At 42.8% G+C, this 13,630-nt stretch carries 22 protein-coding genes; 6 read left to right on the forward strand and 16 right to left on the reverse strand.

All coding sequences use genetic code 11. The features are described 5' to 3' along the window. Positions 1 to 435: 435 nt before the first annotated feature. The 6 genes from Q0757_RS11890 to Q0757_RS11915 all read right to left on the reverse strand — a co-directional run bounded on the left by Q0757_RS11890 (position 436) and on the right by Q0757_RS11915 (position 3,795). Entirely contained in the window at positions 436 to 651 is a 216-nt protein-coding gene (locus Q0757_RS11890; RefSeq protein WP_298787612.1) for a DUF6366 family protein, read from the reverse strand. A gap of 348 nt (positions 652 to 999) precedes the next feature. Then, positions 1,000 to 1,200 (reverse strand): hypothetical protein, encoded by a 201-nt coding sequence (locus tag Q0757_RS11895; RefSeq protein WP_298787614.1) that lies wholly within the window; start codon positions 1,198 to 1,200, stop codon positions 1,000 to 1,002. Positions 1,201 to 1,221: 21 nt separating this feature from the next. Then, the gene (locus Q0757_RS11900; protein ID WP_298787617.1) at positions 1,222 to 1,680 is read right to left on the reverse strand and encodes a pyridoxamine 5'-phosphate oxidase family protein; all 459 of its coding nucleotides are present in this window, start codon (positions 1,678 to 1,680) and stop codon (positions 1,222 to 1,224) included. Positions 1,681 to 1,741: 61 nt separating this feature from the next. After that, complete coding sequence (locus Q0757_RS11905; protein WP_298787619.1) at positions 1,742 to 2,314, reverse strand: GNAT family N-acetyltransferase; 573 nt, start codon at positions 2,312 to 2,314, stop codon at positions 1,742 to 1,744. Between the two features lie 36 nt (positions 2,315 to 2,350). Then, positions 2,351 to 3,244 carry a PhzF family phenazine biosynthesis protein gene (locus tag Q0757_RS11910; RefSeq protein ID WP_298787621.1) on the reverse strand — a complete coding sequence of 298 codons (894 nt, stop codon included), beginning with the start codon at positions 3,242 to 3,244 and terminating at the stop codon, positions 2,351 to 2,353. A gap of 65 nt (positions 3,245 to 3,309) precedes the next feature. Continuing rightward, positions 3,310 to 3,795: a hypothetical protein gene (locus tag Q0757_RS11915; protein ID WP_298787624.1), complete on the reverse strand. Its 486-nt coding sequence runs from the start codon at positions 3,793 to 3,795 to the stop codon at positions 3,310 to 3,312. A gap of 143 nt (positions 3,796 to 3,938) precedes the next feature. Between Q0757_RS11915 and Q0757_RS11920 the strand changes: the two genes are divergently transcribed. The 3 genes from Q0757_RS11920 to Q0757_RS11930 are packed head-to-tail and all read left to right on the forward strand — an operon-like array spanning position 3,939 to position 5,403. Then, positions 3,939 to 4,604: an HAD family hydrolase gene (locus tag Q0757_RS11920; RefSeq protein WP_298787626.1), complete on the forward strand. Its 666-nt coding sequence runs from the start codon at positions 3,939 to 3,941 to the stop codon at positions 4,602 to 4,604. A gap of 8 nt (positions 4,605 to 4,612) precedes the next feature. Continuing rightward, a complete protein-coding gene (locus tag Q0757_RS11925; RefSeq protein WP_298787628.1) occupies positions 4,613 to 5,008 on the forward strand; it encodes a hypothetical protein in 396 nt (131 codons plus the stop codon). Next, positions 5,005 to 5,403 carry a VOC family protein gene (locus Q0757_RS11930; RefSeq protein WP_298787630.1) on the forward strand — a complete coding sequence of 133 codons (399 nt, stop codon included), beginning with the start codon at positions 5,005 to 5,007 and terminating at the stop codon, positions 5,401 to 5,403. Before Q0757_RS11925 ends, Q0757_RS11930 begins: the two co-directional genes overlap by 4 nt. A 223-nt stretch (positions 5,404 to 5,626) precedes the next feature. Here Q0757_RS11930 and Q0757_RS11935 read toward each other — a convergent pair whose 3' ends face one another. The 3 genes from Q0757_RS11935 to Q0757_RS11945 form a co-directional block, all read right to left on the reverse strand. Further along, positions 5,627 to 6,214 (reverse strand): type 1 glutamine amidotransferase family protein, encoded by a 588-nt coding sequence (locus Q0757_RS11935; protein WP_298787633.1) that lies wholly within the window; start codon positions 6,212 to 6,214, stop codon positions 5,627 to 5,629. Positions 6,215 to 6,278: 64 nt separating this feature from the next. Continuing rightward, positions 6,279 to 6,701 (reverse strand): VOC family protein, encoded by a 423-nt coding sequence (locus Q0757_RS11940; protein WP_298787636.1) that lies wholly within the window; start codon positions 6,699 to 6,701, stop codon positions 6,279 to 6,281. A gap of 51 nt (positions 6,702 to 6,752) precedes the next feature. Next, positions 6,753 to 7,310 carry a sugar O-acetyltransferase gene (locus Q0757_RS11945; RefSeq protein WP_298787639.1) on the reverse strand — a complete coding sequence of 186 codons (558 nt, stop codon included), beginning with the start codon at positions 7,308 to 7,310 and terminating at the stop codon, positions 6,753 to 6,755. Between the two features lie 182 nt (positions 7,311 to 7,492). On the opposite strand from Q0757_RS11945, the gene Q0757_RS11950 reads away from it, so the two are divergent. Both Q0757_RS11950 and Q0757_RS11955 read left to right on the forward strand, forming a co-directional pair. Further along, on the forward strand, positions 7,493 to 8,086 hold the full coding sequence (locus Q0757_RS11950) for a TetR/AcrR family transcriptional regulator (RefSeq protein ID WP_298787641.1): 594 nt from the start codon (positions 7,493 to 7,495) through the stop codon (positions 8,084 to 8,086). After that, positions 8,083 to 8,640: a hypothetical protein gene (locus Q0757_RS11955; RefSeq protein ID WP_298787643.1), complete on the forward strand. Its 558-nt coding sequence runs from the start codon at positions 8,083 to 8,085 to the stop codon at positions 8,638 to 8,640. The genes Q0757_RS11950 and Q0757_RS11955 overlap by 4 nt, the downstream gene beginning before the upstream one ends. 17 nt (positions 8,641 to 8,657) lie before the next feature. On the opposite strand, the gene Q0757_RS11960 is transcribed toward Q0757_RS11955, so the two are convergent. From Q0757_RS11960 to Q0757_RS11975, 4 genes are all read right to left on the reverse strand, one after another. Further along, positions 8,658 to 9,782: an MFS transporter gene (locus tag Q0757_RS11960; RefSeq protein WP_298787645.1), complete on the reverse strand. Its 1,125-nt coding sequence runs from the start codon at positions 9,780 to 9,782 to the stop codon at positions 8,658 to 8,660. Between the two features lie 93 nt (positions 9,783 to 9,875). After that, positions 9,876 to 10,430, reverse strand: coding sequence for a TetR/AcrR family transcriptional regulator (locus Q0757_RS11965; RefSeq protein ID WP_298787647.1), 555 nt, complete (start codon positions 10,428 to 10,430; stop codon positions 9,876 to 9,878). 71 nt (positions 10,431 to 10,501) lie between these two features. Beyond that, positions 10,502 to 10,753, reverse strand: a complete 252-nt coding sequence (locus Q0757_RS11970; RefSeq protein ID WP_298787649.1) for a hypothetical protein — start codon at positions 10,751 to 10,753, stop codon at positions 10,502 to 10,504. A gap of 144 nt (positions 10,754 to 10,897) precedes the next feature. Further along, entirely contained in the window at positions 10,898 to 11,092 is a 195-nt protein-coding gene (locus Q0757_RS11975; protein ID WP_298787652.1) for a hypothetical protein, read from the reverse strand. Positions 11,093 to 11,433: 341 nt separating this feature from the next. On the opposite strand from Q0757_RS11975, the gene Q0757_RS11980 reads away from it, so the two are divergent. Continuing rightward, complete coding sequence (locus Q0757_RS11980; protein ID WP_298787653.1) at positions 11,434 to 11,997, forward strand: hypothetical protein; 564 nt, start codon at positions 11,434 to 11,436, stop codon at positions 11,995 to 11,997. 54 nt (positions 11,998 to 12,051) lie between these two features. On the opposite strand, the gene Q0757_RS11985 is transcribed toward Q0757_RS11980, so the two are convergent. The 3 genes from Q0757_RS11985 to fosM form a co-directional block, all read right to left on the reverse strand. Further along, positions 12,052 to 12,546: a GNAT family N-acetyltransferase gene (locus tag Q0757_RS11985; protein ID WP_298787655.1), complete on the reverse strand. Its 495-nt coding sequence runs from the start codon at positions 12,544 to 12,546 to the stop codon at positions 12,052 to 12,054. Between the two features lie 134 nt (positions 12,547 to 12,680). Next, positions 12,681 to 13,097, reverse strand: a complete 417-nt coding sequence (locus Q0757_RS11990) for a cytidine deaminase (protein ID WP_298787657.1) — start codon at positions 13,095 to 13,097, stop codon at positions 12,681 to 12,683. 55 nt (positions 13,098 to 13,152) lie between these two features. Then, a complete protein-coding gene (fosM, locus tag Q0757_RS11995) occupies positions 13,153 to 13,578 on the reverse strand; it encodes a FosM family fosfomycin resistance protein (protein WP_298787659.1) in 426 nt (141 codons plus the stop codon). Between the last annotated feature and the right edge of the window lie 52 nt (positions 13,579 to 13,630).

The following is a 13,630-nucleotide window of genomic DNA, read 5'->3' on the forward strand; positions in this document are numbered from 1 at the left end:
GAAGATATGTTTCAACGGCAGGGTTAACTTCAAGGCTGGAAGAGGACAGCCGTTTACACAAAATTATTGACGGTCCCTATTCTATACCAGGTTTACATTTTCTCAATTACTGTGATAGGATTGGTGTATAAAAGTTCAACATTTTGTCACCATAAAAAGGGAGCACCCAGATGTCGTAACCATCTGAGTGCTCTTTTTTGTTGCTATCATCGCCTGTTCTTGCTTTTCTTACGCATTCGCCTTAGCAACAAGTCAGCAAATACTATTCCAATCACGGTCGAAGCGAGTGGAAAAAGAAAGTCCATCAATAAAAGTTCAAACACTTTGTCACCTCCCTTCTGACACATTTCGCCAGAAGGTGAACAGGCGATAAATCCCATTATATCAAGCTTGAAATGTTAATAAAATATGGATACCAGTTCCTTAAGCTATTTTTTAGCCGAAGAAAAACGAAGCAACTATGAACCCCGCTATAATTACAAGAATAAGTATGCCTGTTCCTTTCCAGCCCAAACCGGTAACGAGATCCACAAGGCCTCCGCTTCCTGCGCGGTGAAAGGAATCATTCATATTACCAGTGGGGTTTCGTTTTAATTCTTCTTGTCTCAGCCTTTCTCTTCTTCTTTCTTCCTCTTCTTTATTTTCATTCATTTGAATTCCTCCGCTATTGTTACATCTAATAAATGACATGGCTTTTCCTGTTCCACTGATGAATATCGAGTACGTCTTTTCCTTGAACCATATTTAAGCTTTACGCATTCATACATAAAACGCTACATACCCGGACAGGATCATCAATGCAAAAATCAGGAGGGTCATGCCATACGTTTTCGCTTCAACAGCCCGGGCGGATTGCTACTGAAGCCAATATGGATAAACGAAGAACGCTACCGGAAGCAGACCAAGAAAAATTGAAAATAAAACAACCGCGATCACACCAAAGGTATCTATTGGATTCCCTCCTCTTTCGCTCCCTATTTTCTCCATCCCTTCATGATGTCAGGAGCGTTCTTTATGGCGATGCTTTTTGCTCCATGTGAAGTCCAGGAAGAGAAAAAAGCAGACCACTGTAACCGAACCAATAAATCCCCACACCCATTTAAGTCCGGGTAATTGAATAACTCCCAAAAGTGCAATGATAGTCACCGGCAGCAACGAAATCCACATCCACCGAAACAAATAGACAGGCGACTGCTGCACTATAGCAACTCCCTTCCCATTTTAAATACGATCATACGATTGATCACGTACAACGACCGTCTCAGGACTTATGCGAACCAGAACCCAAGCCGGGTCGCCCAAAACGTTTGTAAATCGTGAATCCCAATGCTCCGGAGCCCCCATGTATTTGCAGAACAACCGGGAAACCCGTTTACGATCATGAGCAAGAAGGCTGCCCCAGCCCCGGATACCTGCGTGCTGAACGAGACCGGTTGCAGGGTTGAAATCCACGATACCAAGCGCACATCGGGGTTCGCTTTCAATCCGTGCAGGAAACGAATCGGTTCGCGTATTCCCAAGAATCCAAATCTCCTTGTTCTCCCATAAAAACCATACGGGAGACTCCCGGGGGCCCTCTTCATGAACCGTAGATAAATGAGCAAATAACGGTCGCTGCAAAAGGGTATCCAAAAATTTTTCCGGATCATCGGGGGTGGAGGCATCACGTAAGATTTTCATCAGATCGTTCCTTTCTTTTTCAGGTTATTCTTCACAAGAAAAAACATATGTTTCGGCCTTCTTATTTGTTCCTTTGGCCATCAATGCTTTGCAGGCTTTCCCATTCTTTTCTTAATATGCCCATTTTAATCGAGTCATAGTAGCTTCCCTGCCAGTATCTCGCCTCCCGAATACGTGCCTCTTCCTTCATTCCTAATTTTTTAGCGACCTGCATCATGCGTTCGTTCGCTGACCAGGTTGTCATGCCTAAGCGGTGAAGATCTGTGTAGTGAAATAAATAATCAATCCATAAGCGATATGCCTCTGTTCCATAACCCCCGTTCCAATAGGCAGAATCGTAAATAACAATACCTGTTTCCATCCAGTATGTATTGGCATCCACCCAGTAAGCTCCTGTATAACCGATCGCCTGGCGGTCAGCGATAATAGCCAATGCAGCAGGGATACCGGGAAAAATTTCTGCCAGCCACTGCTCTTGATAGGAGGAAAAGGAAATGAAATTTTCCTCGATATACGGCGCATTCCATTTTTTTGATTTCTGCTGTTCATCGAGGTACTTCCATTCGTACAGCTGCTTTATGTCGGTCTCGTTGGCTTGCCTTAAAAATACTTTATTACCATCCAGTTCACTCATTCTCTGCTCCTTTTGATCTTCCGAAAAATTCTTCTATTATAAAGCTACATCAAAGCTAGTCACATAAACTGCACGGCCGGTAATACTCACATCAACATTATCCTGGTGCTTTGTGACCTGCACGTGAACCCGTCCATCTTTATTCATCTCCTGTCCCTGCTCTATAATAAGCTGCAAAGGCGAGCGAAAGCTTTCATTAATATAGGCCGCCCAATAAGCGCCCATAACCCCGGATGCAGTCCCTGTGACAGGATCTTCCACGGTCCCCGAATACGGGGAGGAAAAATGCCTTGCATGGATATCAGCTGCTTCATCATACGTCTCCAGACAAAACGGATGAATGGAAGCTTTAGGCATTTTCGTAAGCACATCTGGAAACGATGAATTATCAGGCCTCATCCTTTCAAAGCTGTCTATGTGAGCAATCGGCACCAGCAGCGTCCACGTTCCGGTGTTTCCATACACAATGGGCAGATCAGTGTGAATATCATTTTCTCCTATCCCCATCGAAGCAGCCAGAGAAGCCCGGGAGCCATGAAACATTTCAAATTTAGGCGGGGCCTGAGTCATCGTAATTGTGTGCTGTTGATGGGCAGACGTTTGTATCCTGACCGTTAAGATGCCAGCCCTCGTTTCTACCGTGATACGTTCTTTATCATCAAGCAGCCCTTCACTTTTTAATGAATAAACGGAAGCCAGCGCAGCGTGACCGCATAAATCCATTTCGTGACCCGGTGTAAAAAAGCGCAGACGTAGATCTGCTGATTCAGATGATAATACAAAGGCCGTTTCATTAAATCCAACCTGGTACGCTGCATGCTGCATTTCTGCTTCTGTCAGATGGTCTCCGTCAAAAACGACACCTGCTGGATTCCCTTTATGAGGTATTTCACTAAACGCATCATAATGATGAACACGGATTTTCTGCATTATTCTCTATTCCTCCCGCCTGGTATCAGGTGCCTCAATAACGTTTCAAAAGCTGTAAGTATGCTTTAAGAAATCTTTACTTTAATTGCGTACGTAACCTCTCCCTCATAATCTGAACCGGACCACTGAGTATCCATTTCATACATATACGTTCCGGGTTTTTCCGGCAATTTCAAAGAAATGTCATCTTCAAGTGTTGCAGCTTTTTTCTGCTCTTCCCCGCGCCGCCAATAGCCTACAATTTGGTCCGGGGGCCGGCCATTCTCAAAACGGATTTCTGCCGGCTTCTCCCTTTCCACTTCCATTGCTGGAGGATCATCAGCAACCGATTGAAGCCCCGTTCCATCGGTTTGAATTGTCTGCCGCTCTCCTTCCGGCAATTCAACGTTCCATGTACTTGTAACGAAGGAGAGATCATATTCATGATCACCAGCAATAACTACTCCGTCCGGAGCAGAAAGAGACACGTCTCCACTTGTTTTCTCCCCATCTGCTGCACACCCCGCAATAAACATTACCCCAAGCAGCAGAATACTTTTCCATGGCTTCATGTATGCCCCCTTCCAGGAAAGAATGTCTCCAGGTATTTATTTTACTTTATCTTCCCTCTATGATACTTTTTTACAATAAATAGGGAAAGAGAGGATTCCTTGTCTTTCTGTCAGGAAAATCGAATTTCACAGGAGGTTTTCCCTTGGCCATCGAAGTTGTTTTATTTGATTTGGACCAAACACTGCTCGACAAACAACAAACACTAACTCTTTTTGCCGAATATCAGCATGAACATTTTGCGTTGCACCGTTATGCAGACCTAAAGGCGTTTAAAAATATCTTTATATCCCTCAATAATCAGCTATTGCCTAAAACTGTCGTTTATCAGAAGATTGGCCGCCAATGTGCTATTCCGGAAAAACTTCTCGAGGATTTATTACAAAATTTAAATGAGTACTTCCCCGAATTCAGCAAAGGCTTTCCAGGATTACACCACATGCTTGCAGCTTTACATAAAAAGAATTATAAAATAGGAATTGTCACTAACGGCCGTGATTTTTACCAGCGTAACAAGATAAATTCTTTAGCCATTCAACAGTATCTGAATCTCATCGTCACCTCGGATCAGCTCAATATTCGCAAGCCCGATCCACAAATATTCCAATATGCACTGGATTATTTTCGAGTACAGGCTGCGAATACAGTATTTATCGGAGATCATCCCGAAGCGGATATTTCTCCTGCTAAAGAACTGGGTATGCTTACGATTCAAAAAACGAAAGACACCTCTTCCAGTTCTCACGTCAGTACAGATCGTTTAGAGAGCATTCCCCGGATAATTGGAAAACTGAACGAATATGAAGCATAAAAATATAGTTGGCTAAAGGAGCACCGCCTATGAATCTAAAATGCATTATTGATGAGCATCATTATTCATCAGTTCGTCGCTGGGCCAACGGTTCTCAGCAATGGATTCCGTATAAAATCTCTCCCAACGTATCATTAGTTGTATTCCTGACGCCGCCACCGTATTCTTTTATTGTGGGCTGCGGTGTTTACAATTCTGACTATGAAGCCGTGCGCCCTCTGCTTCTGCTTAAAGATCCGGTGCCCTCCTACTATCTTTCGTTTCCATTACATGCAGGGGAACTAAAGCTATTGGAATGGGAGGGTCTCTGCAAGGAAATTTTAGTACATAATCCTGGTTTGACTGGTGCTTTACAACGTATCACCTTCGATTATTTCACGCATGAAAAGGAGAACCTCCCATGAACGGACTCATTCACCATATCGAGCTTTATGTATCCAATCTCGAACGGTCGAGGGTCTTCTGGCAGTGGCTGCTGGAGGACCTTGGCTATCATATCCATCAGCAGTGGCCGGAAGGGATCAGTTTTAAATTAGAGGCCTCCTATATCGTATTTGTACAGACGGAGGATCGTTTTTTAGATATTCCTTATCACCGGTGCCGGACAGGGTTGAACCATATTGCTTTCCATGCCCGGTCGAAATCTCATGTGGATCAAATGACCGGGAAGCTGCGGGCAGCGGATGTCCCCATTCTTTATGAAGACCTGCACCCCTTTGCCGGCGGAAACGAGCACTACGCGGTCTATTTTGAAGACCCTGACCGTATTAAAGTAGAGCTCGTGGCTCCTTCGGAATAGATAGCTCAGGCAGACACATTTCAAAAATGATAAACACATCTGGGAAAACGATATTGTGATCGGCATCCTAAGTGTCTTTTTTCTTATCCAAGCTCTTGATAACACCATCTATTACAGTTCAAATTATACAAAAAAGTCCCTATGTTTATGGAAACATAGGGGCCGGGAGCAGGTGCTGCATAATTTTTCAGAAGCGATCATTGTTACTTTCTTAATGCATTGTCTATAAATATGGATTCCCGTATTTTTCAACGTATTCGTAAAAGCCGTACCGATACATATACATTGTCTTTTCAATCTCTTCTGCTGTGTCAAAATTAACCATTTGCAGAACCAGCTCGGTAAATTCTATAGGTGCCGTTCCATTTGCGGTCACCAGGTTTTTATCCTTCACAGCCTGCTCTTCCATAAATTCTACTTCCGGATTATAGTTTTCGTAGTTCTGCCAGAGGTAAGCCGAATTGCCCGTATGCCTGAAATGATTTAAAAATCCATTCTTTGCTAAATAATCCACCGCTCCGCATATGGCACCGACCGGAGTATTTTTACTGAACGCTTCGTCCACTAAATTAAAAATATCATCGCTTTCAATATCCCATGTGTTGCCGCCAATTAGTACCAGCAAATCGAAAGACGGATGACCGCTGATTCTATAATTCATCTCTGTTTTAAAGCCTCCGATGGATGTAACGTGATCATGCAGAGAAATTGTACTAACAGTCCACTCCCTGCCTTCGTTCAGCGTTGCTGACAAATAAGCGGCTTCCCAATCAGCGTACTCATCTAAAAGCAGAAATATTGCTTGCTTCACAGCAATCCCCTCCAAACTGATTTTTAGAACGTTACATATAACGCTAAAGTCAAAATGAGAACGCTTAACCCGTTTCCATCCATGCCGGATTCCATACAATTTCCCACAGATGGCCGTCCGGGTCCTGGAAATGTCCGGAGTACCCTCCCCAGAACGCATCATGTGCCGGATCTGTGATAAAAGCCCCTGCACGTTCCGCTTTATCCATAATCGCGTCCACCTCCGCTTTACTGTTTACGTTGTGGCCTAGCGTGAATTCCGCAGGATTGGGCCGGCCAGCCGTTATGCCGGCTTCATGAGCAATACTTTCACGCTTCCAAACGGCAAGCTTCAGACCTGCCTGCAGATCAAAAAAAGCTACTGCTCCATGCTCGAATTCCTCTCCGACAATCCCCTCCGTAGGGAAGCCCAGCCCGTCACGATAAAAATGCAGCGATTGTTGCAAGTCCTCTACTCCAATCGTAATGACAGACACATTGGGTCTCATTAAAATCATCTCCTTATAAAGGTCTACCCTTATTGCGGTAGAAAAGCTTTACTAATCCAACTGTTTAATAAGTTTTGCCGGATTTCCTCCTACCAGCGTGCGTGCGGAAACGTCCTTCGTAACGACTGCTCCCGAAGCAATCACCGCGCCGTCTTCGATGTGGATGCCAGGATTAATAATGGCTCCTCCCCCGACCCATACATTGTGCCCGATCGTCACAGGCGATCCGTACTCCTGGAGCGTCGCGCGGGCTGCTTCCTCCATCGGATGATTAACGGTATATATGTGCACTCCCGGACCCAGCATTACCCCATCACCAAACTTAATTGGTGCTTCATCGAGCATGACGCAGTTGACGTTGGCGAAAAAATGGTCTCCAAGGTGAATATTATAGCCATAGTCACACCAGAACGGCGACCCGATGCGGGCTTTTTCTCCCATCGTTCCTACGAGGTCCTGTAACAGTTGATTGCTTCTTTCCTTTTCCCGGACGCTGATCGAGTTATATTCTTCGAGCAGGAGCTTCGTCTGCAGCCGCTCTGCCGCAAGCTCAGGGTCATGCGGCAGAAACAGCTCCCCGTTCATCATTTTTTCCTTCTCGCTTTTCATTCGAACACCTCTTTTGTTTTCACTTTTTAAGCATGCAATGCTGCTATAAGCCCACTATACCACTGTTAATCCACGCCGGAATATTTGTTTTGCGGAATGCTCCAGAAATTGCTTTTCTTTTTTAACACAGTTGTATTAAAAAGTGTTATACTTGCTTTAATTTCTAAATCCTGAGGTGTATTATGCCAAAACTCATTGACCATGAGAAGAAAAAAGAGCAGATTGTTGAATACACGTGGCAGTCCATCGTAAACAGCGGTGCCAAAGGCGCGACGGTTAGAAGCATCGCAAAGCTCGCGGAAATGACGTCCGGGCAGATCCGCTACTACTTTCCCACTCACAGTGCACTTCTCGATGCAGTCATGGAAAAAGTAAATCATAAAGTGGCACAAAGAATCCAGGTGATTTTCGGGAAGGAAAATTTAACCGAAAAGGAGCGGGTCATCCAGGCAATACTCACAGTTCTCCCTTTAGACGATGACCGCTACGCAGATATGGAAGTGTGGATGGCTTTTCAGTATGAAATCCATGAAGCAGGAACGAATACCATGGGAGACGAGATCCGTCTGCTCATTCAAAAATCCTTACAGTACCTAAATGAAAAACAGATGCTTCAGGAGGAGCTGCCTGTGGAGCTGACTGTAATGCGTGCCCACGCCCTCGTTGACGGTCTGGCCCTGCATAAATGGTTAACCCCTGACCGCATAGATAATGAACATGCCACTAAACTGATTCGTGACGAAGTTCATTCCTGGCTGAAGGAGGAATATAGATGAATTTCATACTGCTGCTGATTATTACGGTCGAAATAGCCTTCTGGATTGTTATTGCCGCAGGGTTAATTGTTCGCTACGTGTTTCAAATGCCAAAACTGGGATTATTTTTTCTCGCCTTAACACCAGTACTGGATCTGGTTCTGCTGACTGCGGCCTCCATAGATCTTATGCGCGGTGCAATTGCTACCACGGCTCATGACATTGCTGCCATTTATATTGCAGTCTCCATTGTCTTTGGAAAGCAGATGATCCGCTGGGCCGACGAACGGTTCAGGTACTATATTATGAGGCAGGGCGACAGGCCGTCCCGACTTTACGGCTATGCCTACTCCCGAAAATATTTTAAGGACTGGCTCAGGCACGTCCTGGCGTATATCCTGGGGACGGGACTATTGTGGATAGTTATTTTACTCGTAAATAACGCAGCCAGAACAGAAGCTTTGAGCGGCACTATTAAACTATGGTCTCTCGTCGTAGTGATTGATTTAGTTATCTCCATCACGTACTTTATATGGCCGCGTGAGGCAAAATATAAAGAAGAAATCCATGAATGACTCTCCCGGAAAATTTTTCATGAAGATTTATACTTAAATATTATCGTGACATACCCGATCGCAGAAGCGATAAGAAACAGCGCATGATAGCCAAACGAACCAGCAATGACCCCGGAAAAAATGGAGCCTGCAGCCTGGCCAAAGGCAAGCATCAAAAACGGGAGACCCAGTCCAATGGAAGGATTCGTCCGGAACACCGAAACGCCCCAAACAATCAGGACGCCTGTGATGAAGACATACGAGCTCCCGAAAAGAAACGGGGACAAAACCCCTACTACAGGACTGCCAGGCCAGCTTCCGAGAAGCAGGGATGCAGTAGACAGCGTTACTGTGGAAAGCCTGAATGCATTCATAATGCCAAACCGGTTAATAACGATTCCGGCAGTCCCGCCCAATAAGCCTGCCAGACCAATGATCACCCAGAGCCAGTCCCCCAGATAGGCAGGTACGCTGTCCAGGTTTACAATAAAATCTCTCGAAAAGGTCCAGTATGCCGCCGAAGAGATGCCTAATAACAGCGAGGCCAAAATCAATTGCACGGACTGCTTCCACTCCTCCTTTACAAATCCCACCGAGCTCTTTTCTTCAAATGTATGTGTACGTGGCAGCACTTTATAGTTGGCAGCCAGCACGATAACAGCGATAACCATAAAGATTATATACGTCTCTCTCCAGCTGTCCACCATCATAATCGCAACGGCTCCGGTGAATGCCGTCCCTATGCTTGTACCGGAGTTGATCCAGGCATTCGTCTGGTTCTGCGCCCCTGATTGGACATTTGTATTTACAATGCTGGCGTATGGCGGAGAGGATAGGCCTGTACTCATTCCTGCTAAAAATATCCCTGCCCCAAGCCCCACTGGAGTTAAGGAAACGGAGATGACGCCAAGACCAACAATCGACAGGAGCCCCGCTGCCACCAGAATGAATCTGGATGCCGCCCTCCGGGAAAACATCATCGCTGCTACTATCGCTATACAATACGCCACGTAGGATAACGAGGAAATGATTCCACTCGTGGACTGGGTCATATGGAGCGCTTCATTAATATACGGAAGCATCAGCCCATAGCTGAACCGGGACAGCCCGTAGGTCACCGCAATCATAGGCAGACCGGCAAGGATTAGTTTATTCGCATTCATGTTCGTTCACTCCTTTTATTTATTGATCGTTCATTCAATAGATAGTTAAAAAATAAGAGCCATCAGCATTAATAACGATGCTCTTTTTCCTATCTATTCGCTGTCCGCCTGCATACTTTTTTCCAAATCAAATGCCGATGCTTCTACTTCGTCCATCTCCAGAATCTGAGCCATGGACGTAATTCCTTCCATGATCAGAACCAGCTGCGTTCCGAGCGTTTTGGGAGCATTAAAAAACTTGATGTCACGCTCAATTTTATTTAACAGGGTTGTTTTATGGTCTCTACTCATGGCAGTAATCTCTTCGTTGACTCCCTCATATTCCTGCTTCGCTCTTAAAAACAGACATCCGTTAAAGCCGTCCGTTTTCATCCAGTCCACGTGGGCCTTAATCAGTGACCTTGCATAATGATTGAAATCACTCTTTTTATCAATCACCTCTTCCATAAAGTCAAAATACCGTATTTCCCGGCGCTTTAATATTTCTATAATCAACACTTCTTTGGATTTAAAATGATAGTACATCGTCATCGGAGCCACTCCGACTTCATTCAAAATACTTTTGACCCCGACAGCATGAAACCCGTGCTGATAAAAGAGATTCTCCGCGGTTTTCAATATAACCTCTTTTTTTGATGCAGCTTTCATAGGAGCCCTCCTTTTGTTTATTGAACGTTCATTATAATAAACCATAACACATTCTACCCCGGAATGCTGCTTTATTGTTTTTTCTTTCTGATTTTTTCTGCCGTGTCATTTAAAAATTCGTCTATATTATATTCTTTATAATCGTCACGAATTTCAGCAATAACCACGCTTTTCGCTTCCTGTTCTGTTTTTCCTTCCTTCATTAAATCCAGTAACTTAACATTATAAGCGCTCATGTACTCTTCTTTACCTTCGGAAATATTTTCAGCATCCCCGCCCCAGATAATACCGACAATTTCTTCTAAAAACTCCCGATATTCCATCTCGCTTCCCCTTTTCGAATAATATTTTATAATTCAATTATACTTTACCCTTTCGAATGTAAGTTGAAGAAATTTTTATACAAAAGTGAAACGTAGTAAAAAAAGACTGTCTCTTTATCCACATAGAGACAGTCCCTTTCGTATTCACGATTTAAAGAAGTGCTTTACCATAAGCACCCAAAACGGGATGACAATAATAAGAAGCAAAACAATAGCAGCCGCTGATAATAGATTGGAAATGAGAGAGTTTTGAACAATCAATAAATAGATATTAAAAAAAATAACGGCTGTGAGAAAAATTCCTCCAATAACTGATCCGGTATTCATCGTTTGTTTCAAGTAAACACCTCCAACTATAGAAAAGAACGAACCCTCGCCAGGTTCGTTTTATTCATTATGAAACATTCTAACAGTGGGACAACGATGCTATCGTCTATTCTTACTCATTATAGCATTTGTCCAGCCTTTGATTAAGAAATAACCATTAAGAATGCAAACGGTTTGACCTGGAAGGATAAATCTGTATTAACATAATGAGAGCGCCAAACATTGTGTAGGCGAAAAGCCTTAGTCCTTTAAAAAACATTGTATTATATTCTATAATTGGTCCTAATATGTAATTTTTCATTTTTATCACAAACCCGCTTCCAAAAGCATCCGCCAGCAGAAGGAGTGATACCGTGACCTCGATCAAACATAACAACAGTTCATTATCACAAACATACCACAAAATCGAAAATGCTCTCAGCCGCCGGGAAGCGGTCATCCACCATTCGATGTACTGCCACTATCAGGAAGCCTTCGCAAGCCGGAAACTGGTAAACAACCAATGGTTTACCTGCCACCTTGCCACTATTGCTGAGGAGACGGGATACTCCAACAGGAAAGTCAAGCGTGCGACCCGTAAACTCTGGCGGAAAAAATGGCTGAAAATTATGGATTTAGAAGGATATCAGACACCATTATACCAATGGCTTGATGACTCGGTGGCCTCTTTACTGGAGCTGGTCAGCTACCCTTCCAAAAAGGTCTATCTTGCGATTCAAAGGGAATACACCTATCAAAACGGGTTTCACAACTATGTACTGGACGGATGGTTTGAGTATTCCATCAAACAAGCCGCTGCATCTGCCGGATTATTTCAGGTGGAAACCAGCTTTTCAATCAAGGAGCTGCAAAGAAGCGGGCTTTTAGAGCAGAAAAATATAGGCATTATTAATTATTTCCGGTTGCCCAAACGCTAATCAGTTCGATTATTCGTTTTTCAATGGCTTGAATACCTGCGGCTTGCCTGTTAATTATATTAATGATTTCCCAATAACGTGTTGAACGGGAGCAGCCGGTATAACTGTTATTTCCTGTTTTATGAATTCCCAGTATTTATTTTCATAGAAGGTAATGGCTTCTTGATTGGAAGCTTCCACAGCAAGAATAACCTTTGGGAGGCTAACCTGCTCTAATAAAGCATCGTGGAGAATAGTGCCGACACCTAAAGATCTATATTCTTTTTTTACGGCAATTTCTACCAATTCATAAGCATCTGAAAGCCAGTAATCGATTTGATGAGATTCTAATACGCTTTTTAATTTCTCATGAAAAAATTGTCCAGGCTTAGTCCTGTATCCATAAATAAAACCGATCGGAGTATTGAAATCATACGAGATCATTCCGAAAAATTGACCATATTGCATATGCTTTTCGATTCTGTTCTTAATATCCAGGTTTGTTTCCTTGGTTGGCAGAAATATGTCCTTATACAATTGAACCACATGATCAATATTTCTTTCATTCATGGCAACCAATCGCAATTATTACACCTTCTTTTATATTTAATTTTCATTTAATAATACAGGCTAAAACTTTTTCTTTTATTACTTATTTTTATGGCGATTAAGTTCAACGAGAGAAAAATACTGTTTAAAATTTCTCAATATTTTTCCGGTAGAAGCTGTAAAATATTGCATTTTACTAATTCATTATTATAAGAGAGAATAATATCGATATGTTGTCCGTAGTCACTTATTAATTCACGGCACATACCGCAAGGAGCCACTACCCAACATTTGTTTATATTTTCATGAGGGTGTGGATGTGCTACAGCTACTATAGTTTCAAATTCATGATCACCTTCGGAAATAGATTTTCCCATAGCCATCGCTTCTCCACATACGGTAATTCTACCTACATTTGCCTCCATGTGAACCGCAGCATAAACTTCTCCCGATTTGGTTCTTACAGCCGAACCAATATGATGTCGCTCATATTGATAGTTTTGTTCAATGATTTTTTCTGCTTCCTTAATTAATTCATAATCTTTACTGTTTAATGCATGTACTTTTAACAATATCTACCCTCCGGTTGTTTTCTTAAATTAAAAGCGCCATTCATATTTTTACTTTTCATGAATCAAAAAACTTCATATGCTTCTTATCTTGTTTGTAGTAATTGAGCCTATCTTCCAAAGTACCTGTATGAAATTCAAATTTATGGCCGTCTGGGTCTGTAAAATAAATCGACTTTTTATCCTTTTCATCTCTGGAACGGCCTGGCAAGATATTTACATTTAATGCGGTTAATCTATCATATGCTTTTTGAAAATCTGCTTCTTCAATAGAAAAAGCAACATGAGTATATGATTCTTCTATTTCATTACGAGGAATCTGCTCTTCCAGATTAAGAGCAAGCCACATTCCATTTAAATCAAAATAAGCAGTGCTTCTGCCTTTAACGAGTAATTTAGCTTCAAACACTTCTTGATAAAAATCAATAGAAGCATCTAAATCAGACACAGAAAATAAAAAGTGATTCAATCCTTTAATCAGCATTGTTAAAACCACCCCGGTTTAATTATTCTCTTATAAAACTAAGTGCTGCCTT

It is taken from the genome of uncultured Marinococcus sp. (assembly GCF_947493875.1).
GTDB lineage: Bacteria > Bacillota > Bacilli > Bacillales > Marinococcaceae > Marinococcus.